Annotated in this window: 19 protein-coding genes; 5 read left to right on the top strand and 14 right to left on the bottom strand. The window is 55.3% G+C overall.

The features are described from left to right. Window positions 1-325: 325 nt before the first annotated feature. Complete coding sequence (locus tag SRBAKS_RS15320) at window positions 326-1,594, top strand: DEAD/DEAH box helicase (protein ID WP_229591763.1); 1,269 nt, start codon at window positions 326-328, stop codon at window positions 1,592-1,594. Between the two features lie 258 nt (window positions 1,595-1,852). Here the strand turns inward: SRBAKS_RS15320 and SRBAKS_RS15315 are convergent, their stop codons facing one another. From SRBAKS_RS15315 to SRBAKS_RS15255, 13 genes are all read right to left on the bottom strand, one after another. Further along, complete coding sequence (locus SRBAKS_RS15315) at window positions 1,853-2,857, bottom strand: substrate-binding domain-containing protein (protein ID WP_229591762.1); 1,005 nt, start codon at window positions 2,855-2,857, stop codon at window positions 1,853-1,855. Between the two features lie 6 nt (window positions 2,858-2,863). After that, window positions 2,864-3,790 (bottom strand): ribokinase, encoded by a 927-nt coding sequence (gene rbsK / locus SRBAKS_RS15310; protein ID WP_229591761.1) that lies wholly within the window; start codon window positions 3,788-3,790, stop codon window positions 2,864-2,866. Between the two features lie 66 nt (window positions 3,791-3,856). Next, window positions 3,857-4,735 (bottom strand): ribose ABC transporter substrate-binding protein RbsB, encoded by an 879-nt coding sequence (gene rbsB, locus SRBAKS_RS15305; RefSeq protein WP_229591760.1) that lies wholly within the window; start codon window positions 4,733-4,735, stop codon window positions 3,857-3,859. A 19-nt stretch (window positions 4,736-4,754) separates the two neighbouring features. Further along, a complete protein-coding gene (gene rbsC, locus SRBAKS_RS15300) occupies window positions 4,755-5,732 on the bottom strand; it encodes a ribose ABC transporter permease (protein ID WP_229591759.1) in 978 nt (325 codons plus the stop codon). Then, window positions 5,729-7,231 carry a ribose ABC transporter ATP-binding protein RbsA gene (gene rbsA, locus SRBAKS_RS15295; RefSeq protein ID WP_229591758.1) on the bottom strand — a complete coding sequence of 501 codons (1,503 nt, stop codon included), beginning with the start codon at window positions 7,229-7,231 and terminating at the stop codon, window positions 5,729-5,731. The genes rbsC and rbsA overlap by 4 nt, the downstream gene beginning before the upstream one ends. Before the next feature lie 12 nt (window positions 7,232-7,243). After that, window positions 7,244-7,663 (bottom strand): D-ribose pyranase, encoded by a 420-nt coding sequence (gene rbsD, locus SRBAKS_RS15290; protein ID WP_229591757.1) that lies wholly within the window; start codon window positions 7,661-7,663, stop codon window positions 7,244-7,246. Between the two features lie 257 nt (window positions 7,664-7,920). Further along, the gene (locus SRBAKS_RS15285) at window positions 7,921-8,349 is read right to left on the bottom strand and encodes a response regulator (RefSeq protein WP_229591756.1); all 429 of its coding nucleotides are present in this window, start codon (window positions 8,347-8,349) and stop codon (window positions 7,921-7,923) included. A gap of 35 nt (window positions 8,350-8,384) precedes the next feature. Continuing rightward, entirely contained in the window at window positions 8,385-9,029 is a 645-nt protein-coding gene (locus SRBAKS_RS15280) for a sensor histidine kinase (RefSeq protein WP_229591755.1), read from the bottom strand. A gap of 14 nt (window positions 9,030-9,043) precedes the next feature. After that, on the bottom strand, window positions 9,044-9,394 hold the full coding sequence (locus SRBAKS_RS15275; protein WP_229591754.1) for a response regulator: 351 nt from the start codon (window positions 9,392-9,394) through the stop codon (window positions 9,044-9,046). Between the two features lie 4 nt (window positions 9,395-9,398). Beyond that, window positions 9,399-11,126 (bottom strand): sensor histidine kinase, encoded by a 1,728-nt coding sequence (locus SRBAKS_RS15270; RefSeq protein WP_229591753.1) that lies wholly within the window; start codon window positions 11,124-11,126, stop codon window positions 9,399-9,401. Between the two features lie 18 nt (window positions 11,127-11,144). Then, complete coding sequence (locus SRBAKS_RS15265; RefSeq protein WP_229591752.1) at window positions 11,145-12,362, bottom strand: response regulator; 1,218 nt, start codon at window positions 12,360-12,362, stop codon at window positions 11,145-11,147. Between the two features lie 22 nt (window positions 12,363-12,384). Then, window positions 12,385-14,511: a SulP family inorganic anion transporter gene (locus SRBAKS_RS15260; protein ID WP_229591751.1), complete on the bottom strand. Its 2,127-nt coding sequence runs from the start codon at window positions 14,509-14,511 to the stop codon at window positions 12,385-12,387. Between the two features lie 13 nt (window positions 14,512-14,524). After that, the gene (locus SRBAKS_RS15255; RefSeq protein ID WP_229591750.1) at window positions 14,525-15,109 is read right to left on the bottom strand and encodes a TetR/AcrR family transcriptional regulator; all 585 of its coding nucleotides are present in this window, start codon (window positions 15,107-15,109) and stop codon (window positions 14,525-14,527) included. A gap of 389 nt (window positions 15,110-15,498) precedes the next feature. Here SRBAKS_RS15255 and SRBAKS_RS15250 point away from each other — a divergent pair, with 389 nt between their 5' ends. From SRBAKS_RS15250 to SRBAKS_RS15235, 4 genes are all read left to right on the top strand, one after another. Then, the gene (locus SRBAKS_RS15250; protein WP_229591749.1) at window positions 15,499-15,978 is read left to right on the top strand and encodes a methylated-DNA--[protein]-cysteine S-methyltransferase; all 480 of its coding nucleotides are present in this window, start codon (window positions 15,499-15,501) and stop codon (window positions 15,976-15,978) included. A 253-nt stretch (window positions 15,979-16,231) separates the two neighbouring features. Further along, on the top strand, window positions 16,232-16,900 hold the full coding sequence (locus SRBAKS_RS15245) for a CerR family C-terminal domain-containing protein (RefSeq protein WP_229591748.1): 669 nt from the start codon (window positions 16,232-16,234) through the stop codon (window positions 16,898-16,900). Beyond that, window positions 16,900-17,991, top strand: a complete 1,092-nt coding sequence (locus tag SRBAKS_RS15240) for an efflux RND transporter periplasmic adaptor subunit (protein WP_229591747.1) — start codon at window positions 16,900-16,902, stop codon at window positions 17,989-17,991. The genes SRBAKS_RS15245 and SRBAKS_RS15240 overlap by 1 nt, the downstream gene beginning before the upstream one ends. A 2-nt stretch (window positions 17,992-17,993) precedes the next feature. Beyond that, a complete protein-coding gene (locus SRBAKS_RS15235; protein ID WP_229591746.1) occupies window positions 17,994-21,092 on the top strand; it encodes an efflux RND transporter permease subunit in 3,099 nt (1,032 codons plus the stop codon). Window positions 21,093-21,185: 93 nt separating this feature from the next. Here SRBAKS_RS15235 and SRBAKS_RS15230 read toward each other — a convergent pair whose 3' ends face one another. Next, complete coding sequence (locus SRBAKS_RS15230) at window positions 21,186-24,584, bottom strand: PAS domain S-box protein (protein ID WP_229591745.1); 3,399 nt, start codon at window positions 24,582-24,584, stop codon at window positions 21,186-21,188. Window positions 24,585-24,820 lie beyond the last annotated feature (236 nt).

Genomic DNA, 24,820 nt, shown 5'->3' with positions numbered 1-24,820 from the left:
GCCGGCACACCTCCCTGTGCCGGCCCAAATTGCGTTCAAGGCCAGGCAATCAATCCCGCTTGTAACGCCAACCGTCTCAATCCTATGGAGAAAAGTTTCAGAATATTTAATGCTTTACATTCCTCGCCGATCAGTTCATAAAAGGAGAGCTCAGCGTGACTGGACGCACGACTACTTCTTTGCCCCCATTGGGCACCTTGCGTTTCGCAGAGGCCGATCAAGATTTACTCCACGTACCAGAGCCACCCAATACATACATCCGGTTACCCGGACACGACCGCTGTCGCGCGCCGTCGTCTTTATTTCCTTTCACACGAAGGTTGTTATGACTTTTACTTCTTTTTCCTTTGACCAGCGACTTGTCGCCGGCATCAAATTCTGTGGCTATACAACGCCAACCCCCATTCAGACCCAGGCCATACCGCTTGTCCTTGAAGGACATGACGTCATGGGTCTGGCCCAAACCGGCACCGGCAAGACCGCTGCCTTTGCCCTGCCCACCCTGCAACGCCTGCTGGACAAACGCATGCCTGCCAAGGGCGCACCCACCATTCTGGTGCTGGCTCCCACCCGCGAGCTGGCCCTGCAGATCCACGAAAGCTATGTCAATCTCGGCAAGCAGACCGGTGTCCGCAGCGCTGCCGTCATCGGCGGCGTGGGAATGAACCCCCAGATCAAGGCCTTTGGCTTTTCCCGCATTATCGTGGCCTGCCCCGGTCGTCTCGTCCGTCTCATGAAGATGGGCAAGGTTTCCCTGAACAACATCGACACCCTGGTTCTTGACGAAGCAGACCGCATGCTCGACATGGGCTTCATGCCCGACATCAAGCGCATCCTCGCCAAACTGCCTGCAAAACGGCAGAACCTGCTCTTTTCCGCGACCATGCCCGACGATATCCGCCACCTCGCCGAGGACATCCTCAACCGTCCCAAGACGGTCCAGGTCGCCAATACCGTAGCGGTCAAAGCTGTGGATCACGCGCAATACAAAGCCCCCGCGCATCTCAAGGTCTCCCTGCTCAGCAAAATTCTGGCCGAGACCAACCATGAGAGCGTGCTGATTTTCACCCGTACCAAGCACAAGGCCAAGAACCTGGCCCGCAAGCTCTGCAACGAAGGACGTCAATGCACATTCCTTCAGGGCAACATGAGTCAGGGACAGCGCCAGAGAGCGCTCGACGGATTCAAGTCCGGCCAGTTCGACATCATGGTGGCTACCGATATCGCTGCTCGCGGCATTGACTGCGACCGCATTTCCCATGTCATCAACTTTGACATGCCGGACACAGTGGAAACATACACCCACCGCGTCGGCCGTACAGGCCGGGCCGGACGTTCCGGCAGCGCACTCAGCCTCGTCACCCCGGATGAGCGTTCCCAGATCCGTTCCATCGAACGGATCATGAACATCACCATGGAGCAATGCTCCATTGAAGGCTTTGACCACAACGCTGCCAGCCCCAAGCCGGATCCGCGCAACACTCGGGCCAACAAGCCCAAAGGCCGCTTTTCCAATTCCCGGAAGCGGGGAGCGAGCCAGGGACGCAACACCAATCAGGGACGCTCCAACCGAGGACGCAGGGCCGCAGCCTAGCTGCCACCTCCGCACACCATCTACAAAGGCGAGTCCAAAAGGGCTCGCCTTTTTTTGCGCATACCACCAAGGCACTGATCACAGTAACGCCTACTCAATACACATTTAGTATACTGTAATTCAATTACTGTTCGGCTTGTAAAAACCAAAACACGCGAAACAGTGTTGTCTCCGCCTGTCGAGCGGGTGCAACACCGGTTGTGTTCGTTTTAAATCGGAAAAAGGGAGTTGGAGAATTGTTGTGGACTGATTGTCAGATTATTTCAGTCTACGCACCGAATTCCGTTCAACCAGGCTCGGTTCGATCTTGATCATCTTGCCCTTGGCCCGCTTGCTGACCAGGCGGTCGATGAGGGTATCCACGGCCATGGCTGCGATCTCTTCCTTGGGCTGATGGATGGTGGTCAACAACGGCGAGGTATATCCGGCGATGTATATATCGTCGTACCCGATGAGGGAAAGGTCCTGAGGTACATGCAACCCCAACTGCGCGGCCCGGCTGATGAGCCCAATGGCCATCATGTCGTTGCAGACGAACAAGGCGGTCGGCATTTCCGGGAGTGCATGGAGCTGATTGATGGCATTGACGCCGCCCTCGCACTCATAGTCCCCTTCGACAATCCACTCCTCGCGCACGGGCAGACCGGCTGCACGCATGGTCTCACGGAACCCGGCCAGCCGCTCCTCGGCAGACCGTCTTCCCCTGGGACCGGTCACGCACCCGATGGCCGTGTGCCCCATGTTGATGAGATACTCGGTGGCGAGACGCGAGCCGTGCGGCGAATTGTCATAGATACGGTCCACGGTGTCCGACTGAGGCCCCCAGTCAAAGACCACGATAGGCACGGACCGCTCGGCTTCCAGCAGCGTGATGATGTCGTTGTTGACCTCGCCGCACAGCAGCAGCATGCCATCCACGCGCTTTTCTTCCAGCGCGTCAAGGTTGGCTTCCATGCGCTGCACGTCACCTTCGGTATTGCAGAGAAAAAGGGTGTAGCCCCGCTTGTAGCACTGCCGCTCGACCCCGTGCACGACTTCGGCAAAAAACGGGTTGCGGCTCGCTGTGACCAGCATGCCCAGCGTCTTGGTCTGCTGGACTTTCAGGCTCCGGGCAATGGAGGACGGCCGGTAACTCAACTCGCGCACGGCGTTCTCCACCCGCTCGCAGGTTTCCTCGCGAACAAAACGGGTGCCGTTCAGAACATGCGACACGGTTGATGTCGACACGCCTGCGAGCTTTGCTACGTCCTTGATGGTGGCCATGGTTTCCTATGCGTTGTTCTTCATGAATACGGTCACTTCTTCCAGCCTCGGAATGGAAGGTTGCGCTCCCAGTCGGGTGACAGAAATGGCAGCCGCAGCGTGGGCAAAAAGGATGGCGTCATCCATGGACTTGCCCTGTTGCAGAGCGGTCACCAGCGCGCCGTTAAAGGTATCACCGGCCGCCGTGGTGTCCACGGCAGTGACCGAATACCCCTCCACCAGCCTGGCACCCTCGGAGGAGCTTACATAAGCCCCTTTCTCGCCAAGGGTTATTAAAACGACACCAACCCCTTTGTCATGCAAAATATCAGCGGCCTTCCGTGCGTCCGCTTCGGTCTCGACACCCACGCCGGTGAGCATCTCCGCCTCGGTCTCGTTGGGCGTGATCATGTCCAGCTCGGCCAGCAGGGAATCCGGGAGCGCACGGGCCGGAGCCGGATTCAGCACGACCCTGCCCCCTGCTTTTCTCACGGTACGCGCGGCCAGCTCAATGGTCTCAAACGGGCTTTCAAGCTGCATGAGCACGGTCTCGGCCTGCGTGAGCATGGTCATGTGAGGAGCCAGAACCTCCGGGGTCAACGCCGCGTTGGCCTCTGCGGAAATGGAGATGCTGTTCTCGCCACTGGCGGCAATCTGAATGAGGGCGATACCGGTGGGCAGTCCTTCAACAGCCATGACCGCCGAGGTCTCCATGCCGTCCTCGTTAAACCGCTCGATCATGCGATGCCCGAAATCATCGTCACCCACACAGGCGATGAAACCGATATCCGCACCGAGACGGGCCGCGGCAACGGCCTGATTGGCTCCCTTGCCACCGGGCAGGACCTGATACCCGTGCCCGATGACCGTCTCCCCGGGACGGGGAAACGTGTCCACCTGCAGGACATGGTCGGCATTGACGCTGCCGAGAACAATCAGTTTGCTTGCGGCCATGTGAAGGCTCCGAGGAAAGAGGTGAAAATGGTGCGCCGGACGTCCCGGCGCACCTAGAATACGGTATTACTTGACGACCATCAACGGGACAGGAATGTACGCTTCGACCTTCTCGCCCTTGAGGACCTTGTCTGCGGTCTGAACACCCAGAGAACCGATCAGCGCGGGCTGCTGAGCAATGGTACCAGCCATGTCGCCACGCTTGACCGCGGCAACACCGTCGTCCGTGCCATCGAAACCAACGACAACAACAGACTTGCCTGCGGCCTTGAGTGCGCGGATGGCGCCGAGGGCCATCTCGTCATTCTGTGCGAAAACACCCTGCACGTCGCCGTGGCTGGCAAGCATATTCTCCATGACATTCAGCCCCTTGGTACGATCAAAATCGGCAGGCTGGGAAGCCAGCACCTTGAACCCGTTGGCTTCGACAGCCTTGGCAAAGCCTGCGCCGCGATCGCGTGCGGCAGAAGTACCAGCCAACCCCTCAAGCTGAATGACCATGGCACCCTTGCCGAGCTTTTCTGCCATGTAATTACCGGCCATCTCACCACCGGCGACGTTGTCGGAAGCGATGTGGCTGGCGACCGTGCCGCGAGAAGCGCCGCGATCGAGGGTCAGGACCGGGATATCAGCCTTGTTGATCAGGCGGATGGCGTTGGAAACCGCATCGGAATCAGTGGGGTTGATGAGCACGGCCTTGACGCCGCGAACGATCAGGTCTTCCACGTTGGCCAGCTCCTTGGCCGGGTCGTTCTGGGAATCCAGAACAATGATCTCGTAGCCCATGTCACCGGCCTGTTTCACGGCACCGTCTTTCAGGGTGACGAAGAACGGGTTGTTCAGGGTGGAGACCACCAGTGCGATGGTATCCTTGGCCTGTGCAGACACGCCGAGCGCCATGGTCAGAACCAGGGCAATGGCAAGGGTCAAAAGTTTTTTCATCATACGCTCCTTATGGTGTTTTCTACTTGCTTTTCGTATCGACCAAGACCGCTAAAAGAATAACCAAAGCCTTGGCTATCATCTGATAATAGGAAGACACATCAAGCAAATTCAATGCGTTGTTGAGAAATCCGATAATAAGGGCACCCAACAGGGTTCCCATGATCGTGCCTTTACCGCCCATGAGGCTGGTGCCGCCAAGCACAACGGCGGCGATGGCATCCAGCTCATACCCATACCCGGCGGTTGGCTGGGCGGACGAAAGCCGGGACGTCACGATGAGGCCGGACAGCGCCGACAGGAATCCGGCAATGGCATAGACCGTGATCTTGATGGTATCCACGTTGATGCCGGAGAGTTTAGTGGCCGCTTCATTGCCGCCCAGGGCATAGATATACCGCCCGAGACGGGTATGATTGAGCAGATACCAGGCCCCGGCAAAGGTGACGGCCATGATCCAGATGGGAACCGGAATGCCGAACAGATACCCGGTGCCGATGTAGGAAAAGGCATCCGCCGTGTCCGTAAAGCCCGTGGATATAGGCCGACCGTCCGTGTACACAAGGGTCAGTCCGCGCACCAGGGTCATGGAGACCAGGGTGGCGATAAAGGCCTGGACCTTGCCTTTGGCAATGACCACGCCGCTGGCTGCTCCGAGCACAGCACCGGCACCAAGCGCCGCTCCCACAGCCAGCATCACCGGCATCTCAGCCGCGATCAGACTGGCACCGATGGCGCCGCACAGGGCCAGCACCGACCCCACCGACAGGTCAATGCCCGCCGTCAGAATAACCAGGGTCATGCCCACGGCCATGATCGCGTTGATGGCGGTCTGTCGCAGGATATTGAGGATATTGCCCGTGGTGAAGAAATTGGAATTCAGGAACGAAACAATGACGACCATCACCACCAGCGCGATAAGCGTCTTCTGCTGAATCAGCCTGTCCTTGATGGAGACCTGCTGCTCCTGCCCGTTTCCCTGCCTTTTTGCTGCGCTCATGCAGCCTCCTTCCGTGTCCTGCCTATGGCACAGGCCATGAGTATTTCCTGATCAGCTTCCTCGGCAGTGAATTCACCGCACAAACGCCCCTCGTGCATGACAATGATACGATCGCTCATGCCGAGAATTTCCGGCATCTCCGAAGAGACGAGGATGATGCTCATCCCTTTCTGCTTGAATGCGTTGATAAGCTGGTAGATTTCCTTTTTTGCTCCCACATCCACACCGCGGGTCGGCTCATCGAGAATGAGCACCTTGGGTTGATCCATGAGCCCCTTGACGATGGCGACCTTCTGCTGGTTGCCGCCGGACAGATTGCCCACGACCTGACGCCGTGACGGCGTCCGAATATTGAAGGCCTCAATGTAATGATCCGCGGCTTCCCGCTCCTTTGACTGGTCGATATGGCCCAGGACCGAGCAGAAACCCTCCAGGGCGGTCAGGGTCATGTTCTCCTTGACCGACAGGCCGAGAATAAGCCCGTCCGCCTTGCGATCTTCGCTGATATAGGCAATGCCCGCCTCAAGCGCATCCTGCGGAGAGGCGATACGCACCTCCTCGCCAAACATGGAGATTACGCCCCCTTCCACAGGGTATGCCCCGAATAACGCCTTCATCAGCTCGGTGCGTCCTGCCCCCATGAGCCCGGAAATGCCGAGAATCTCCCCTTCCCGAACGGCCAGAGAGATATCCTTGAGACACGGCCCGGACAGATGCTTCACCTCCAGGCTTGTCGGCCCCGGCTCCACATACACGCGGGGGAACTGCTCCTCCAGCCGACGCCCCACCATCATCTCGATGAGCTGATCTTCCGTGATGTCGGACACGTCGCTTTCACTGATATACTGACCGTCGCGCAAAACAGTGACGTCATCGCAGATTGCAAAAATTTCCTTGAGTCGGTGGGAGATATACACAATGCCGTGCCCGGTCTCGCGCAGCTCACGGATCACGGCAAACAACGCCTCGGTCTCGGTGTCTGTGAGGGTATCGGTGGGTTCGTCCATGATGATGACCCGGGATTCGAAGGAAATGGCCTTGGCTATTTCCACCATCTGCTGTTCGCCGATGCCCAGGTCGCCGAGTCGCGTGCGGGAGGATCGGGTCACGCCGAGTTTGGCAAGTAGCTCGTCCGCCATGCGGTACATCTCTTTCCAGAGAATCCGCCCCATGAAGCCGACGCGCTCGCGGCCAAGAAAGATATTCTCCGCAATGGAGAGTTCCGGCAGCAGGTTGAGTTCCTGATGGATGATGCTGATGCCCGCCTTCTGGGATTCCCGGGGGCCGTTGAACGCCTGCTCCCGCCCGAGATAACGCAACGTGCCGCCATCCATTTTGTAGATGCCGGTCAGCACTTTCATGAGGGTGGATTTGCCCGCGCCGTTCTCCCCCACCAATCCCATGACCTTTCCTGCGTTCACGCACAGGTTGACGCCATCCAGCGCCTTGACGCCCGGAAAACTCTTTTCGATATTCTCAAGTCTGAGCAGTTCGCTCATGATTCCCCCGACCTAAAAGACAACGCCTGATGTGAAGGTCACGTTGGCGTACGGGGTAAACTCCCCGGTTCGAACGATGGCAACGCTTTTGGCCGAGTTGACCTTGAACTCTTCATGCGGAACGAAAAACACGGGCATTTCCCTGCCACGCTCCACCCCCGTCTGTTTCAGAAAATCAGCCAGCTCCTGATAACAGCCCAGGCTTGCTTGCGGAAACTCCTTGGCCAGCTCCACACTCTCGATTTGCAGTTCGGAAACAATCGCCCGAACTGTATCCATAAAAGAAGGCACCCCTTCGGTCACGGCCAGATCGATACGCTGCACTCCGGGCGGTACCGGCAACCCGGCATCACAAACGGTCAGGCAGTCGAAATGCCCAAGCTTGGCGATGACATACGATATCTCGGAGTTAATGAGCTTCGCTTTCTTCATACCGTCCTCTAACTGATTTGAATGAATCAACATATGCTGAATTCACAGAGTCGTAACACAGATCGAAACGTTTGCGCAAACGTTTCGATGTTGCGGAGACCTCACATTCATGGGGCGCATTTTCTGGGATTACGACTGCAAGAAAAACAAAAAGGCCAGGTGAAAAACACCTGACCTCATTGCATATACCTGTATGGTTTCTTCGAAAGAATTGCCGTACACGGTTGGTGCCCTTTTCGGGCATTTGTGAATGGAGCCTACCAGCCTTTACTACGGAGAATGTCGTCGACCTTTTTGGCGGTCTCTTTCTCCACGATAACCATCTTCTTAGCCTGCGCCTTTTTGATTTTCTCAGTCAGCGAGTCGATATCTGCGGGCTTCTCCATGAAATCCATGGCCCCAAGCTTCATGGCCTTCACACCAGCTTCGAGGGTAGCCTTGCCAGTAAGCAGGATGACCTGCATCTCCGGGTGGCTCTCCTTGATAATCTTGAGCATGTCTATGCCGTTCATATCAGGCATCTGGAGATCCAGAACAATGGCATCATACTCTCCGCTGTCCAGAGCCGCCACGGCTTTCTGAGCATTCTCGGCGGTGACGACATCCATTCCACGAAGTTCCATTCTCTCGGAAAGGGCTTCAAGGAATTCCACTTCATCATCGATAAGCAGTACTTTTTCACTCATTTCGTTTCTCCTGAGGAGTGTATGAATGTAAGGTTTCAGGGCTGTGAAGCGCTGAGGCGCAGTTCACAGGTCCCGGCGCTTTCATTTAATTCCATATTGGCACAAATAGCCTGCGAGGGAAATGAAAGCATGGTTTCGAGTACGACCGGGGCATCCTTTCCGGGTACGGAAAGGGAGAACGATGCCCCGCCTTCCAATGGCTTGACACTCATGACCAGAGAATCGCCCGCTGTCAAGTTTTCGAGAGCAGCTGCAATGAAGGAGTGGAGCAACTGCATCAAATCAAAGGCATTGGCCCGCAGGGAGACAGGGGGACATTCTCCCATGGACAGGCTGACCTGTTTCATGTCGGCGAGACGGGTTGTCAGGGCCACGGTCAGTGAGAGCGTGTCCACGAGGTCAATTTCGCGAACATCCTCATCCGTGGAATGTGCAAAGGCATTCATATTCTTCACGATGCCGTCACCGCGTCGAATCTGGCCCTGAATGGAGTTGGCCGCCTTTTTCAACCGTTCCGGGTCGATAGGCATGCCACGCTCGGCCATGAGCGTAAAATCTTCGATCAATCCCGCCGCTTCGTTAATGACGGCAAAGACATTCTTGATCTCATGAGACACAGAGGCGCTGATGCGACCGAAAAATTGCAGCCCCTGGCGGGTGTCGGCTGGTGTCTGAGTCATTTTGTCTCCTCTGCCTAAGCAAGAGCTTCCTGTATTTTATCCATCAAACTCTCGATCTGCACGGGTTTGATCAGATAGTTGCATCCAGCGGCACAACCGGCCTTGAAATCGGATTCGGACCCATGGCCGGAAAGGAAGATGAACTTCATATCCGGATGCTCGGCAGCCAATGATTCCTGGAGTTCAAGACCACCCATTTTGGGCATTTTCATATCCAGAACCGCCACGGCATAGTCGGTTTCCGCAGCCATTTTCAGGGCTGTCTCACCGTTGTCGGTCCAGTCCGCATCCACGCTGCGGAACGAAAGACGTTCGGCCATTGCCGAGACCAGCTCAACTTCGTCATCAACTAATAAAATCTTCATATCATTAAGCCTTTTCCGGGGCCTTCAAGGGCATGGTTATGATAAATTCCGTTCCGACGCCGACCTCGCTCTCCACTGACATGGAGCCGCCCAGCTCCTGGACCAATCCATAGGTAATGGAGAGCCCCAGCCCGGTGCCGCCCGTTCTCTTCTTGGTGGAGAAGAAGGGGTCGAAAATACGTTTCTTGTCTTCCGCCGGGATGCCGCAGCCATCGTCCCGAACCGTGAACACCAGCGAGTCCTTATCAGAAGGCGTCGCGCTGATGGCGAGGTTGCCGCCATCGTTCATGGCCTGGAAGGCGTTGTTGACCAAATTCAAAAAAATCTGCTGCAACTTGCCGCGGTCGGATATGAACTCCGGCAGATTCTCTGGAATATCCATAGTGATTGAGATACTCCGATACTCCGCCTCTTTGCGCAGAAAATCAATAACTTCCTCTGCCAGCTCCTTGAACTTGATGGCATCCATATCAATATCTATGTGACGCGCGAAGCTGAGCAGACGTTTGGTAATTTTGCCACATCGCTGCACAGAGTCAATAATCGACTTGATATTATTCAACAGGCGCTCGTCATGAACGTACTCTTCCTTGAACTCGAAGAGGTCATTGATGAGACCGGCCTTCTCGTTGATGATGGCCAGCGGATTGTTGATTTCATGGGCCACGCCCGCTGCCAGTCGGCCAATGGAGGCCATGCGATTCGTGTGTTCCATACGGTGCAGCGCCTGTGCCCGGGTCTGGTCCGCAATATAGATCTTGTTGACCATGTAAGTGGCGACCCACACGATAACAAGCAGTATAATCGCGATGCTGACAGCCATGAGCCACATGAGTTCCATGCGAATGGTCTGCAGCAGGCTCATCAGCTCCCGGGTTTTCTTGACCACCATGACAATAAACGGCGTGCCGCGAATGTAGACATATCCAACGGTCAAGTCCGTGCCGTCCTTGTCCACGATCTGTTCGACACTGGTCTTCTCGGAATATCCCGGAACAGCCAGACTCACCTGGGTCAGCAATGACCCGTGCAGTCTTGACGGCGTTTGCAGAACACCTTCCCGGTCCACGATAAAGGCATCGCCCCCCTTGGGGAGATCCAAAGACCACAGAATGGAATTGAACTGTTCCGTGTCGAGCGTCGCTCTTAAAATAAAACTCTTGCCTGATTTTTCATCCACGATCTTGCGGGCAATAACCAGATGCGGTTCATCTCGGAATCCGAGAAAAACGCCACTGATGTAATCCCCCTGTCCCATTGTGTTTGAAAACCACTCCTGATCACGGTAATTGCGGCCGATCAGATCATACGGACCGATGTAGGCGATCTGCAGCCCCTGATCGTTGATAATGCCGATATCCACGAAACCGCCGAAGCTGCTCTTCAGGGAATCAAGCACCCGCCCGAGATTCTCGCAATCCCGCAGCGCTTCAAGCCCCTGGTGCATGGCCAGAAAATCGAGTGCCTGTTGGCGCTCCTGCAAGAAGAACGCTACCGTACGGCGGGTGTTGGAAGTGGTCCGGGCCGTGCGCAGTAGCGACTCGGATTCAAGCGAATTCCGGGTGACGTTATAATCGATAACAGCCATGACGCACAGGGGGACAAGGGCAACAACTGCCAGTACGGCAATGGCGATACGCCAAATGCGACGGTAGTTGAACAGCGACTTGCCTGGGCCGACATTGGAGCCGGTCTCCCAGAACTGTGGTCTGATCTTGTTGAATATCGACATAACGCCACCCGGTTATAGTTATCCTTTGCTCTGGACCTTTTCGTTGGCTGCCTTGAGCGTCTCGCTCAACACATCGATGTCCACGGGCTTGTGCAGATAGGCAAATGCGCCCAACTCCATGCAGATTTCACGATCCTTTTCAGACCCATGACCTGTCAGAATGATCACCTGGATATTGGGGTAGTCGTTTTTGACGCGGCGCAGCACCTCAATACCGTCGATGCCGGGCATCTTCAGGTCGAGGATCATGACTTCCGGCTCGTCTTCCTGCATCAGATTCAGCGCGGCTTCACCGTCGTAGACGACAGCAGAACCCATGTCGCGCATCATCAGACGCTCGGACAGGGTCTGGACGAACTCACGTTCATCATCGACCAGCAGCACCTTGGACGGGATATCGAAATCCGCCTTGCGATAGATGTCGGTCTGGTGGAAGCCCTTGCCCACATGCGTTTCAACCGACTCCACGCCATCGACCTTGCTCACGATTTCAGACAGCTCGCGTTCGAGCCGTTCCAACATCAGAACATGCTTGTTGATGGTCAGGGTCACGGCTGTACCCGAGGCGGAGACAAGGACGTTGTGGCCTTCACCGGCCAGCACGGTTCCGACCTTGGCAGCCAGCAGGAAGTCAGCGACCTGAGCCTGGGAGGCGTCCGTCACCTGAACAGCAGCGTTGGCCAGCTGTTCCACGATGAGGTCGGCGCTCTGCTCCACGCCGGAAGCGCCCACAGGCACCACGAGATCATAGAGCGAACCGGCCCAGGGATCATCGGTGTCCTTGAGGTTCTTGACCCACATGACGCGGTCTTCGTCATCCTTGTGAATGAGTTTCGCGGCGTGCTTCTCGGCATACCCTTCCGTGCGTTCGGCCACAGCCAGACGGTCTTTCATCTCGGAGATGAGACAAACCTTCAGGATGTGATCAATATTGACCGAAGGTAAATGAGCAACGAAACCGGAAAACAACAGCTTGTCCTGGTCAATGAGCTTGTGCGCCATGGCCAGACGGAGCCAGGCAATGGCCCGCTCCTTTTCATGACTGAATGCGTTGAATACGGAAGCCTTGGCCTGAAAGGCTCGGGCGATCTTGCCCTCGGACATGCCGGAGAGCTTTGCGGCGTCAGCCACGATCTCCTGATCGGTGATGAGCCGGTAATCGGTGGCGTCAAGGACGCGCTTGATCACGACTCCAGCTTCTGAGAAAAGGCCGTTGAATGCGGTAATTACAGACATATTTACTCCCTTTTCGTCCCGACTAGGTGAGACGGCAAACGGTTGTCAGCGGGCAGTTATCTTCCAGGCCATCCCTGTGTGCATTTTCGTGCGTGGCACAGATGGCGGATTCCATGGTCGGATAGACATGATCTTCACCGATCTTCTCCAACAGGTGGGTGCGTTCAAGCACGGCCATGACCGCCTCGTTAACACCGCACATGGAGATATCCAGGCCGGAAGCGCGAACTCGATCCACAATGAGGGAGAGCGCTTCCTCGCCCGATGCGTCGATGTCGTTTATGCCGTTGGCCACGATAATGATATGTCTGAGCTTGTCACTTGCTACCATACGATCAGTGATCTGGTCTTCCAGAAAACTGGCATTTGCAAAAAACAGCGGGCCATCGAAACGGACCAGCGCGATGTGCTGGCATTCACGAAGACCGTGTGCTGTGGCGTCACGCAGGGCTTTGTCCTCGGTGCGGGACAGGTTGGCGACCTTGGGACGCATGGACTTGTACAGGAATACTGCCAGGGAAAGCGCCACACCGACCATGATGCCCTTGTCCAGATGAGGGGCAAAAGCCAATGTGCAGACAAAGGAGAGAATGGAGATGGCGCCATCATACCACTGTGCTTTCCATGCGTGGATGAAACCTGAGGCGTTGATCAGCCCGATGACGGCCATCATGATGACTGCGGCCAGCACTGCCTGAGGCAGATGATAGAGCAGCGGCGTGAAGAACAGCAGGGCAATAACGACCATGAGCGAGGTAAAGACGCTGGACATACCGGAGACAGCCCCGGCCTGCAGGTTGACCGCCGATCGGGAGAATGAACCGGATGCGGGGTAGGACTTGCCACAGGCGCCGAGGATGTTGCCGAGGCCCTGACCGATAAGTTCCTGGTTGGGATCAAGACGTTGCCCGGTCTTGGCGGCCATGGCCTTGGCGATGGAAATGGCTTCCATGAAACCGAGCAGAGAAATGATGGCCGCAAAAGGCAACAGGTGCAGCATGACCTTCAGGTCCAGCTTCGGTGCGGAGATGGACGGGATACCGGAGGGCACCGTGCCAACAACTGCGCCGCCGCCCATCATCTTCAGCTTGGAGGTATCAAGCGTGTTGTTTCCCACCTTCACGCGCCAGACTCGACCATCGCCTTCCATACCGGCAGGTACTGCGCCCTGGACATAGAAGGCCATGTTTCCGCCCGCTTCTTCCACGCCTTCAAACAACGTGGAACGCAGCGCTTCACGGAGCGTGTGCGCCTCAAGTTTGAGTCGGGAAATCTGGACGTTGACCACATTGATGTCGTGCTCCATGTCGAGAACACGCACGGGGTCTTTGTCGGTTTTGGCTTTGTCCAACTGGCCGTTGAGCGCGGTACGCTCGGTTGACAGAGCTTCAATCCCCGAGATGGTGGAATTGAACTGTGTGATGGACTGCTGAATCGCAGTATCCTGAATGCTTGCCACGGAGACATTGGCATCATGATTGAAACCCAGGCCCCAGGACAGCGCCGTGGTCACGACAACCGCGACCAGCACGTTGGGAATCTTCGGATTCAACCGTTTAAGCACGATCATGATGGCAAAAGCGAGTACCCCCATGCCCAATGTTGGCCAGTGGGTATAGTGAAAAGCCCCTTCCACCACACGAATGATCGTTTCGTAATGATGCTCTGCCTTGTCCACATACACGCCAAACATCTTGGAGAGCTGGGAAGAGGCAATGATGATGGCCGCGGCATTGGTGAAGCCGTTAACCACCGGGTGCGACAGAAAGTTGACCACCAACCCGAGCTTGAGCACGCCGAGCAGGAGCTGGAACAGACCGACCATGAGCGCGAGCAGGATGGCGTAGGCGATGTACCCTTCACTTCCGGCCGTGGCTAGCGGTTCCAGCGATGCTGCCGTCATGAGTGAGACAACAGCCACCGGACCGGTAGCCAACTGACGGCTGGAGCCGAACAGCGCAGCGACGAGCGGTGGAAGAAAAGAAGCGTACAGACCGTAATATGCGGGCATACCGGCCAGTTGAGCATACGCCATGGATTGTGGAATGAGCACCAGGGCAACAGTCAGCCCTGCAATGGCATCCGCGCGAAACGCTGCCATGTTGTACCCTTTGAACCAGTCAATAAACGGGAAAATTTTAGTAAGCATTCAACCTCTTCCTCTATGAAGCCTGCAACATTCTACGACATGTTCGCATTAATTCGTTGAACAACGCACCCGCATCATACAAGTTGTAGTTTTTGAACCGAACCAGACCATCTACCATGGTAAAAAGAATGAGCGCGGATTTTCGGGAATGGATTTCCTGATTTATGGAACCGTCTTCCTGTCCTTTGGTGATAGCTTTCTCGAAGATATCGACCAAACAGTTGTAAATTGCCTCAAGGTTTTCCCTGAACTCCGGATTGGACTCGGAGAATTTGTAGAGAAAATGCCTGTGCAGCAAAAGGAACTTGTCTTCCATGAATCCAGCCAGATAAAGATAAAACGAGACGACCTCCTCTGCCATCTCGAAACCGGACTCGAACGGTCTGTTCTCAAAAAACTGTTCGAACTGGTTAACTATCTCGTCTCTGGTCTTCTCCAGGATAGCCAGCAGCAACCCTTCTTTGCTCTTGAAATGATAGAAGATGGTTCCCTCGGCAACCTCGGTCAGCTTTGCCAGTTCATGAACCGACGTATCTGCAAACCCCTGATGCGCAAACAGCACCGTGGCTACTTTGAGTATGGCTTCTTTCTTCTTCAAGTGGCGTATCCATCCTTATTCTCGAAAACCGAGTGCTCACTCAGTTTCTCTTCGCTTGTACTTGTTCTTTTCTTCACATGTCAAAGAAAACTCCCAAACTGAGTATACGCTCAGTTTTTATGAAGATCGACCTATAATCATTGATTAAACACACTCTCCCCATCATTGCTAAGTAAAAAATTTGGAAAAAAATGCTCTTTCAATTGTGAAATTTGGATTTTTTACAATCATCCCCTCCCTTGCAAAAACCACTTGCAGAGAGCGGGAAAACCCTGGATCCTACACCGGGACGCGGATTTTTATGCGGTCCCTATGCAAACCGGCGCACACGACAACAATAAACAGCCTGTGCCTCCGGCCTTGTCAAAAACCGAAAATGGAGAACCGAGATGCGGTACACCCGATTCAATACAATCGTCGGCGAGATAGCCTTAGTGGGTAACGAAGAAGGTCTGACCACCCTGCACATGAACACCGAACAGAGTAGCCGGACTGTTGAAATCAACAAGGACTGGGTGCAGGACGAGACTTTTTTTGCCGGGATAAAAGAACAGCTTTTGGCTTACTTCGATGGCCGACTGACTCGATTCGACGTCCTTCTCAATCCACAGGGGACCGCATTCCAGCAACAGGTCTGGGCTGCATTGCGCGCCATTCCCTTTGGTCAGGTTCGCAGCTACAAGGACATTGCCATCAGCATTGGCAACCCCAACGCCTGCCGGGCCGTCGGTATGGCCAACGCTAAAAACCCCATCCCGATCATCGTGCCCTGCCACCGTGTCATCGGCAGCAACGGCACACTCACCGGCTATGCCCTTGGCTTGGAAACCAAGAAAAAACTCCTCTCGATCGAAGGCATCAAGTGCTGAACTGAGCCAAAATAACGCGTCGGGCATCGAGCGCACTACGCGCCTGCCTCCGGCTCCAAAACAGTATGCAAAAAACCCACTTTCGATCTCTCGCTGCGCGCCAATACAAACATAACACACTAATTTTATTACCTTTATACAATTATTATTTTTTAATTTTATACAAAACGAACGTTTGACATAATCTATGTATAGCTGTAAGAATTCCCTTAAAGCATGGCAAAATCGCATGCCGCATTCAGGAGTATCGAGTATGTCACAGGTCAGTAAAAAAATTCAGGGCGAAGAAACCAGGGCCACGTTGCTGGAGACCGGTGCGCGGTTATTCGCCCAATACGGATACAGCGGCGTCAGCATGCGCACGCTGGCCACCGAGGCCGAGGTCAATCTCGCCACGGTGAGTTATCATTTCGGCGGCAAGGCCGGACTGTACGAAGCCATAATGCAAGAGATCATAGAGGTGCGGGATGAAATATTCCCGTCATACGAAGAGGTACAGGAAAGGCTGGACAAGGCAGGCTCCGATACGGCCAAAAAAGCGCTGGTTGTCAACTGGTTTGTCGGCCAGCTGGTGAACACGCTCCTGTCTGATATCAATTACCTCTGGCGGGCAGTCATTATTTCGCGGGAAATGGCGTACCCTTCCGAACTCTATCCCAAGCTGGAAAGAGAGTTCTTTGATCCAACCCTGAGCGCTTTGCGGATACTCGTTAAAACGGTCCTTCCGCCCGATACTCCAAAAGAAAATGTGCTTATCAGCTCTCACTGCATCATCGGCATCATCATCAAATTTCTCGAATGCCAATCCATCATAACCAAACGTCTTGGGTGGACTTCATACGCGGACCATCTGGAGACCATCACCCCCATCCTGCAAACACGCATCCGCGGCCTTCTCGGGCTGCATATGGAGATTGCATAATGCATAAATTCACCGTTCTCGCCATTGTGCTTTCCCTGTTCATCATACAGGGCTGCAACAAGAAACCGGCCGAAGTGAAAGCCCCGATTCGCCCGGTCAAGACCATGACCGTCAGCGCATTCAACCAGGGCAAGCAGTGGACTTTCGCAGGCGTCGCCGAAGACGCCCTTGAGACGGACCTTTCCTTTCGGGTGGGGGGCAAGATCATAGCCTTCCCCGGTGATCAGATAGGCCGTCGATTCAGCAAGAACGCAATCATAGCCCGGCTTGATCCCGCTGATTATGAACTGGAAGTACGGCAGGCCAACGCCAACCTGGAACAGATCCGCGCCAACTACGTCCGCGCAAAAGCCGACATGAAACGCAACACCGAGCTGTTTGTGCGCGGGGTCATTTCCCGAGGCGAACTGGACCAGATAGAAGCGGACTTCAAATCGTATGAAGCCCAACTCAGTGCCTCGTCCAAAAAACTCGAAATAGCGCGCAAACACCTGAACTACACGACACTGCGCGCCCCCTTTGATGGATGGATCGGCAAAGTGGAAAGCAAAATTCACCAGAACGTCTCTGCGGGACAGTCCGTGGCGTCGTTCAACGCAGGCCGCCAGATGAAGATGTACGTGGCCATTCCCGACATTCTGATCTCGCAGGTGCACGAAGGCGATCCCGTGGAAGTGCTGTTCGACGCCCTGCCGGGGCACAGGATGAAAGGCACGGTCATGGAAGTCAGCGTGGACTCCGCCTCCGGGTCAACCTACCCGGTCAAAGTCTACCTCGACAACAAGGAGAAGCTGGTCCGAAGCGGCATGTCCGGCCATGTGGATTTCCTTGGACGGGAATCAACAACAGATGTGTATTACCTGCCCGCAGTAGCGGTCCTCGGCGAAACCGACGGCACCCGCTCCATCTGGGTGGTGAACACCAAGGACTCCACAGTTTCCAAGAAAACGGTGGTAGTGGGCGATCTCTCCTCACAGGGCCTTGAAATTCGTGAAGGCGTCAACCCCGGAGACATCATCGTCATCCGCGGCGTGCACCGACTCAAGGAAGGGCTTCAGGTGCGCTTTCATAAAAACGGTGAGGAAGGCTAGCCATGAATCTCGCCAGATGGTGCATTGAAAACAATCGCACCTCCATAGCACTCTTCCTGATCATCGCGGTCAGCGGAGTGATGACGTTCTTCTCCATTCCAAAGGATGAAGACCCTGATTTCATCATCCGCACGGCCATTGTCACCACGGTGTTCCCCGGTGCATCCCCCCAGCGCGTTGAAGAGCTCGTCACGGACAAGCTTGAAGAGAAGATCCGCGAAATCAGCGAAGTCAAGACCGTTGAATCCCAGTCCATGACCGGGCTGTCCATCGTCAAGGTGGAGTTCCTCGACTCCATCAAGAACATGACCCCCATCTGGCAGAAACTCCGCAACAAGGTGGACGACGCCAAACCCAATCTGCCAGACGAGGCCTACACTCCTATGGTCAATGACGAATTCGGCGACGTCTTCGGCATTGTCATCTCCCTGACCGGCGATGGGTTTTCCTACCGAGAGCTCAAGGACGCGGCAGACGACATGCGCGATCAACTGCTCAAGATCAAAGGCGTGGGCAAGGTGGACCGCTGGGGCGTCCAGGCCGAACGCATCTATGTCGATTTCACGAACTCGCGCATGGCTGCCGCCGGCATCAGCCCCTTTGCGCTGGCCCAGATGATCGAAAGCCAGAACACCATCCAGCCCAGTGGTTCCAGCCAGGTCGGCCCGGAACGGATCACCATCGAACCGACCGGCGAGTTCAACGGCGTGGAGGACATATACTCCCTGGCCCTGCGGCCTCCGGGACAAAAGAGTTCCGTTCGTCTCAGCGACATGACGACCGTTTCCCGCGGTTTTGCCGACCCGCCGTCCAACATGACCCGGTTCAACGGCAAACCCGGCCTGATGCTGGCCGTATCCATGGCAGACGGCGGCAACATCACCGAACTGGGTGACCGCGTGTCCAAACGCCTCGAAGAACTGCGCGCCGACATGTATCAGGGGCTCGATGCCGAAATCGTGGTCTTCCAACCGGACTACGTCAACGCGGCTATCAACGATTTCATGATCAACCTTGTGGAATCATTTGTCTTTGTTGTAGTCATCATCCTGCTGTTTGCCGGACTGCGCACCGGCTTCATCGCCGGTTCGCTGGTGCCCATGGCCATGCTCGGGTGCATCGCGCTCATGCCCTATTTCGACGTAGGCCTCCAACGCATCTCCATTGCCTCGCTCATCATCTCACTGGGTATTCTGGTGGATAACGGGGTCGTGGTCTCCGAAGCCATCCTGGTCCGTCTGGCTTCAGGCGAAGACCGCCTCAAGGCCGTGACCGGCGCTGTGTCCGAGCTGTGGATGCCGCTGCTGGCCGCGTCCCTGACCACCGTGTTCGCCTTTCTGCCCATTCCCATGGCCGAACATCCGGTCGGCGAATTCTGTGCATCCCTGTTCGTGGTGGTCTCCCTGACACTGGTCTGCTCCTGGGGGCTGTCCATGTCCATGGTGCCCATGTTGTGCTACTACATTCTCAAGCCGAAGATCATCATACAGACCTATACCAGCCGTTTGTACCGCGCATATCGCGCTCTCCTGCTGGCCTGCCTGCGCAATCGGACCGCGTTCATCGTGGGCATGTTCCTGTGCTGCGGCGTGGCGTTCTGGGCCTTTAAATTCGTACCCAAGATGTTCTTCCCTCCAAACGAGCGAGCCCAGTTCACCATTGATTTCTGGCAGCCTTACGGCACGGATATCACCACCACCAACAGACGTGTGGCCCGGTTGGAGAAATTCCTGCTGGCCGATGAAGACGTGGCCAGCGTCGGTGTCTTCGTGGGCCATGGCGGCCCCCGCTGGTACCTGCCTGTGAACCTGGAACAACAGAACGACAACCTGGCAACGTTCGTGGTCAACACGAAATCAGTTGAATCCGTCGACGGCATCATCAAGCGTACCCGGGCAGAACTGGATACCAACTTCCCGGATGCCGACGTCAGCCTCAAGAAACTCATGAACGGCCCGCCGGTGGGCGCGCCCATTCAAATCAGGCTCTCCGGCCCGGACATCTCCACCCTGTACGCCCTGCGTGACAAGATCGTGGGGGTGGTCGAAGACCAGCCGGGCATCACCCGTGTCTGGGACGACTGGGGCCAATGGACAAAGAAAATGATGGTGGAGGTCGATCAGGACAAGGCGCGTGAAGCAGGACTGTCCAGCTTTGACGTAGCCGTCAGCCTCCAGACCTCCATGAGCGGCCTGCGTGCCTCGGACTATCGCGACGGCGACACGGTCATCCCGATCATGCTGCGTAACGACGGCGGTTTCCGTGGGCACCTGGACAAGCTCGAAAGCCTCAATGTCTATTCCTATGAAAACGGCACCAGCGTACCCCTGAGCCAGATAGCCACCACACGGCTGGATTGGCAGCCGTCCGACATCAGACGAAGGGATCAGTCACGGGCCATCACCATCAAGGCGGATGTGGCCGACGGGTATTTTGCCCTCTCCATCCTCCGCAACGTCCGTCCGGTTCTGGAAACCTATATGGCCGATGATCAATGGCCCATTGGCTATACGGTCGAGTACGGCGGCGAGTTCGAAAAGAGTGCGGAATCCCAGGCGGCCATCAACGCCAACATGCCCTTGGCCATGGGCCTGCTCGTGCTCGTCCTCATCTTCCAGTTCAACTCGATCAGACGCCCGCTCATCATCCTGCTGACCCTGCCGCCCATGATGATCGGCATCTCCACAGGCATGCTGGCCACCAACGCGCCCTTCGGGTTCATGCCCATGCTCGGCATGATCTCGCTATTGGGCATCATCGTGAACAACGCCATCATGCTCATTGACCGCATAGAGATTCAGCGTGGCCGAGGGCTTGAGCTGGCCGATGCCATCGTGCTTTCGGCCATGGAACGCTCGCGTCCCATCATCATGACCGCCACGACCACCATCATCGGCATGATCCCGCTCTCATTGCAGGGCGGCGAAATGTGGCGCCCCATGGCCAACCTGATCATGTCCGGCCTGGCCGTTGCCACGATCCTGACCCTGGTCCTCTGCCCGGTCCTGTATGCCCTGTTCTTCAAACAGGGATTCAAGGGCTATGCATGGGACCCGGCCGTGGTCAAAAAGGGGAGCGACATCCCCATGAAACAGAACTAACCCTGAAGCCGAACAAAACAGTGCCCCGCAGAGACCATTCTCTGCGGGGCACTGCCTTATGCTTTCACGTCAGCCTGGGGTGGCCGACAGACATCAGGTGTCAGGAAACAGTTTTTCAAGCACTTTCGTCAATTTCTGCATGTCCACCGGTTTGGAAAGATAGTTGGTCATTCCGGCCTTCATGAAGTGTTCCTTGTCGCCATCCATGACATAGGCGGTCAACGCCACGATAGGGATATCCCTGGCGCGGTCGCCTACTGCACCGTCACGAATGGTTCGGGTGGCCTCAAGGCCATCCATGACCGGCATCTGCACGTCCATCAAAATCAGATCAAAACGACTCTCCTTCAATGCGGAAATGGCGTCTTTTCCATTGACGACAGGCACAACCATATGTCCCATCTTTTCCAGTTGACGCATGGCAGTCAGTCGACTGACGCGGTCGTCTTCGGCCAACAGGATATACAAGGATGATGAACCAGCCGAATGAATGGACTTTTGAGCAGGAATATCCGTGCCGGGCGTGTCCTCAACCGGAGCCGCCACCTCACGAAACGGGATGCGAAAATGCACGGACGTTCCTGTGCCGACTTCGCTCTCAACGGCGATGCCCCCACCCATGAGGTCCACGAGTCGCTTGCAGATGGACAGACCCAACCCGGCACCCTGGAACTTTCTCGAGTACCCTTCGCTGACCTGGGTGAACGCCGAAAAGAGTTTGCCGAGTTTGTCATCCGGTATCCCGATACCGGTATCAACCACCGAGAAAAGAATGCCCGGATTGTCGACATACGCGTCGGACAAGGGAGTGACGGAGACCGACACACTCCCCTCCGTGGTAAACTTGATGGAATTACCCACCAGATTGGCCAGCACCTGCTGCAAACGTGTTGGGTCTCCCGTCACCCAAGAAGGAAGTTCGGGGTCCAGATTCAAAAGCAGTTCAATGCCCGCCTGCATGGCCAAGGGGCGATACAATTCAACGGCTTCCTCCAGCTTCTCCTTCAGGCTGAACGCTTCGTTCAACAGAACCAGCTTCCCGGCCTCCACTCTGGACAAGTCCAGTATATCCGACAACAAACGGGTCAATCGCCTGGATGACTGGACAGCCAGATGGATATATTCATGCTGCTCCGAATCAAGGGAAGTGGTCTGCAGCAGTTGCAGCATACCCAGCACGCCATTGAGCGGAGTGCGAATCTCATGACTCATGTTGGCAAGGAATTCGGATTTGCTCTGACTGGCCGCCTCGGCTGCATTCTTTGCCTGAATCAAATGATCTTCGGTAGCCCGTTCCGTTGAAATATCCCGGAACACACAGTGGGTTTGGAGAAACTGGCCGTCGGGCTGCTTTCCGATACGCCCGTTAAAGGTTACGAGAATATACTCTCCATCCTTTCGCTGCATTTCAAATTCAACCCCCAGAATCTCACCAACAGCCTTGAAACGTGGGAAATTATCAACAAAATGCTGTTGCCACTCCGGGTGCAGCAATTCGCTGAAGTTCCTGCCCAGCAGTTCCTCCCGTTCATAGCCTAGAACGTCGCAATACTTCCTGTTGACTTCGAGAATGTTCCCTTTGGCGTCCAGCGACTGGTAGGGAACGGGCGCGTCCATATAGAGCAAGCGGAATCGGGCTTCACTCTCCAGCAGCGCCTTCTCAGCCTGTTTCTGCTGGGTGATGTCCCGGAATTCAACCGTACGGACCCGCTTTCCCTTGTAAGGAATATTTCTCCCTTCGAGCCGCACAGGGTACACTTCCCCGGACTTTCGCACGCCCTGGACTTCGTAAGGCTCCTCGTTTTCAGCAAGGATATTTGCCATGACCTGATCCCGATAGGACTCGTCGATCAACAGCAACCCATCCATGCCTGTCAACTCTTCAAGCGTATATCCCGTGGTCTCGGCCAAGCCTTGATTGCACTCCAGAATGATCCCCTTGTCATGGATGGCAATCCCGCCAAAAGAGGCGTTGTGCAGCGCCTTGAAACGTTCTTCGCTCTCACGCAGCTTCCGCTCCGCTTGTTTCTGGTCGCTGATGTCCTCGCAAAAAGCGAGCAAGAACCCGTCATCAAGCAAGACCGCGTCCAGCATGACATCCCTGTAGGAACCGTCTTTACGTCTCACCCGCAGCTCGCCCTTGAACTGGCCGGCGTCAAAAAGCGTCTCCAGCATGTTGTCGAGATCGCCCTCGCCCGAAGCATCGACATCCGCCATATTCATGGTCAGCAGTTCCTCGGACGTATACCCGAGCATGGCGCACCCAGCCGGATTGATCTCCTTATACCATCCATGCTCATCTATGGCGAAAATACCGACAGGCGAAGCGGCGACAAATTCCTTGCTCCTCCGTTCGCTCTTTCGCAGCTTTTCCTGCGCAACACGGCTCTCTGTCACATCTTCAAGGAAGACGACCAACAGAACCTTGCCGTTCATTTCCATGGCCGAGGTCGTTACATCGGCATAAAAGGTTGTTCCGTCCACCTTGCGAAAGAGCACACCGCTTGTTTTGCAGGTCTTCCTACTCGCGTGTTCGGCATAGACCTCCATGGCTGACTGACGAAATTCATCCGAATGCAAATCCTCCACACATTCAAAGGGGAGGTCATCCGGCCCACACCCGAACATGTTCCGGGAACTGTCATTTGCCATATGGATGGCCCGGGTCTTCGGTTCAATGAGAATGATCCCGAAAGGACTGAACGCAAAAAGCGTCCGATACCGATGTTCACTGCTGATCAGGTCTCTCGAAAGGCTCTCATACGGCTTTTTGATACCGGTCCTGACAATGGCGAGATACAACAGGTAATAGGCAATGAGTTCGAAGACATGTTCCAGATAATAAACAAAATCATAGGTTCCCTGAAAACCGACAAAAACCAATCCTCGCATGATAAAGAGCGCCATCGCGCCAAGCGTCAGACCACAGATATCGTTGAGTAACACATGACGTTTTCTGTAGAGCGACCATGCAGCGAGACAAAACAGGCCGATCATGATGTATTCGGAAAAGATTCTAAACGGTGTATATCCAACGCCTTTCTGGTAGCACACAGGGAACGCATTAAGGAAAACAGCGGCCGAGGCTAACGCGGCCACCGCGGAAAATCCGACCAATACGGCTACGAATCGAACCTGTTTGCCGATGACAACGGGAGCCAGAAGAAAACTGATGGCGATGAGATATCGGGTAATGACCCAGAACTGTATCGGGATGTCTGCGCCGTGTCCGGGAAAAACGTCCATGGATTCCAGCGAAATAGTATGCAGGAAGCCCAGCACGGCGATGGGCAGGAGGCTGATGGAAATGAAAACCAGATACGAATTCTTGTTCAAGTGGCGCGAGTTCCAACCAACCATGAACGCACAGATGGAAACGGTAATGCTGAAAAGCTCAATGGCGGAATGAAACACGACCACATTCAAGCGCGACAACCAGTATGCCCCGACAAGTATTATGCCCCATCCCAAAAGCGCACTAATGCGTTTCATTCTACCCTCCACCATACTCTGATAAACAACTCTCTCCATGGTAGAGAGGACTCACTAAAATACAATTATAGATTGGAACTGAAAAAAGAAATATGCGGTTCACCAGACCTGCACCGCCAAAGGCGTTGTCTCCAACCGCCGAACTCCGTTCAGCAATAGATCAAACAAGGGAAAAGGGCCCTTTTCGGGTTCTTCAAACGCCCTTATCAATGAACGGACACCCCAGTCTCTCTGCT

It is taken from the genome of Pseudodesulfovibrio sediminis, from assembly GCF_020886695.1.
Taxonomy (GTDB): domain Bacteria; phylum Desulfobacterota; class Desulfovibrionia; order Desulfovibrionales; family Desulfovibrionaceae; genus Pseudodesulfovibrio; species Pseudodesulfovibrio sediminis.
This window is presented reverse-complemented; position numbering and strand designations above follow the sequence as displayed.

What these genes read in the sequence shown, in the direction of transcription:
- SRBAKS_RS15320 (WP_229591763.1), top strand. Translation starts at nt 326, where the DNA reads ATGACTTTTACTTCTTTTTCCTTTGACCAGCGACTTGTCGCCGGCATC.
- SRBAKS_RS15315 (WP_229591762.1), bottom strand. Translation starts at nt 2,857, where the DNA reads ATGGCCACCATCAAGGACGTAGCAAAGCTCGCAGGCGTGTCGACATCA.
- rbsK (WP_229591761.1), bottom strand. Translation starts at nt 3,790, where the DNA reads ATGGCCGCAAGCAAACTGATTGTTCTCGGCAGCGTCAATGCCGACCAT.
- rbsB (WP_229591760.1), bottom strand. Translation starts at nt 4,735, where the DNA reads ATGATGAAAAAACTTTTGACCCTTGCCATTGCCCTGGTTCTGACCATG.
- rbsC (WP_229591759.1), bottom strand. Translation starts at nt 5,732, where the DNA reads ATGAGCGCAGCAAAAAGGCAGGGAAACGGGCAGGAGCAGCAGGTCTCC.
- rbsA (WP_229591758.1), bottom strand. Translation starts at nt 7,231, where the DNA reads ATGAGCGAACTGCTCAGACTTGAGAATATCGAAAAGAGTTTTCCGGGC.
- rbsD (WP_229591757.1), bottom strand. Translation starts at nt 7,663, where the DNA reads ATGAAGAAAGCGAAGCTCATTAACTCCGAGATATCGTATGTCATCGCC.
- SRBAKS_RS15285 (WP_229591756.1), bottom strand. Translation starts at nt 8,349, where the DNA reads ATGAGTGAAAAAGTACTGCTTATCGATGATGAAGTGGAATTCCTTGAA.
- SRBAKS_RS15280 (WP_229591755.1), bottom strand. Translation starts at nt 9,029, where the DNA reads ATGACTCAGACACCAGCCGACACCCGCCAGGGGCTGCAATTTTTCGGT.
- SRBAKS_RS15275 (WP_229591754.1), bottom strand. Translation starts at nt 9,394, where the DNA reads ATGAAGATTTTATTAGTTGATGACGAAGTTGAGCTGGTCTCGGCAATG.
- SRBAKS_RS15270 (WP_229591753.1), bottom strand. Translation starts at nt 11,126, where the DNA reads ATGTCGATATTCAACAAGATCAGACCACAGTTCTGGGAGACCGGCTCC.
- SRBAKS_RS15265 (WP_229591752.1), bottom strand. Translation starts at nt 12,362, where the DNA reads ATGTCTGTAATTACCGCATTCAACGGCCTTTTCTCAGAAGCTGGAGTC.
- SRBAKS_RS15260 (WP_229591751.1), bottom strand. Translation starts at nt 14,511, where the DNA reads ATGCTTACTAAAATTTTCCCGTTTATTGACTGGTTCAAAGGGTACAAC.
- SRBAKS_RS15250 (WP_229591749.1), top strand. Translation starts at nt 15,499, where the DNA reads ATGCGGTACACCCGATTCAATACAATCGTCGGCGAGATAGCCTTAGTG.
- SRBAKS_RS15245 (WP_229591748.1), top strand. Translation starts at nt 16,232, where the DNA reads ATGTCACAGGTCAGTAAAAAAATTCAGGGCGAAGAAACCAGGGCCACG.
- SRBAKS_RS15240 (WP_229591747.1), top strand. Translation starts at nt 16,900, where the DNA reads ATGCATAAATTCACCGTTCTCGCCATTGTGCTTTCCCTGTTCATCATA.
- SRBAKS_RS15235 (WP_229591746.1), top strand. Translation starts at nt 17,994, where the DNA reads ATGAATCTCGCCAGATGGTGCATTGAAAACAATCGCACCTCCATAGCA.
- SRBAKS_RS15230 (WP_229591745.1), bottom strand. Translation starts at nt 24,584, where the DNA reads ATGAAACGCATTAGTGCGCTTTTGGGATGGGGCATAATACTTGTCGGG.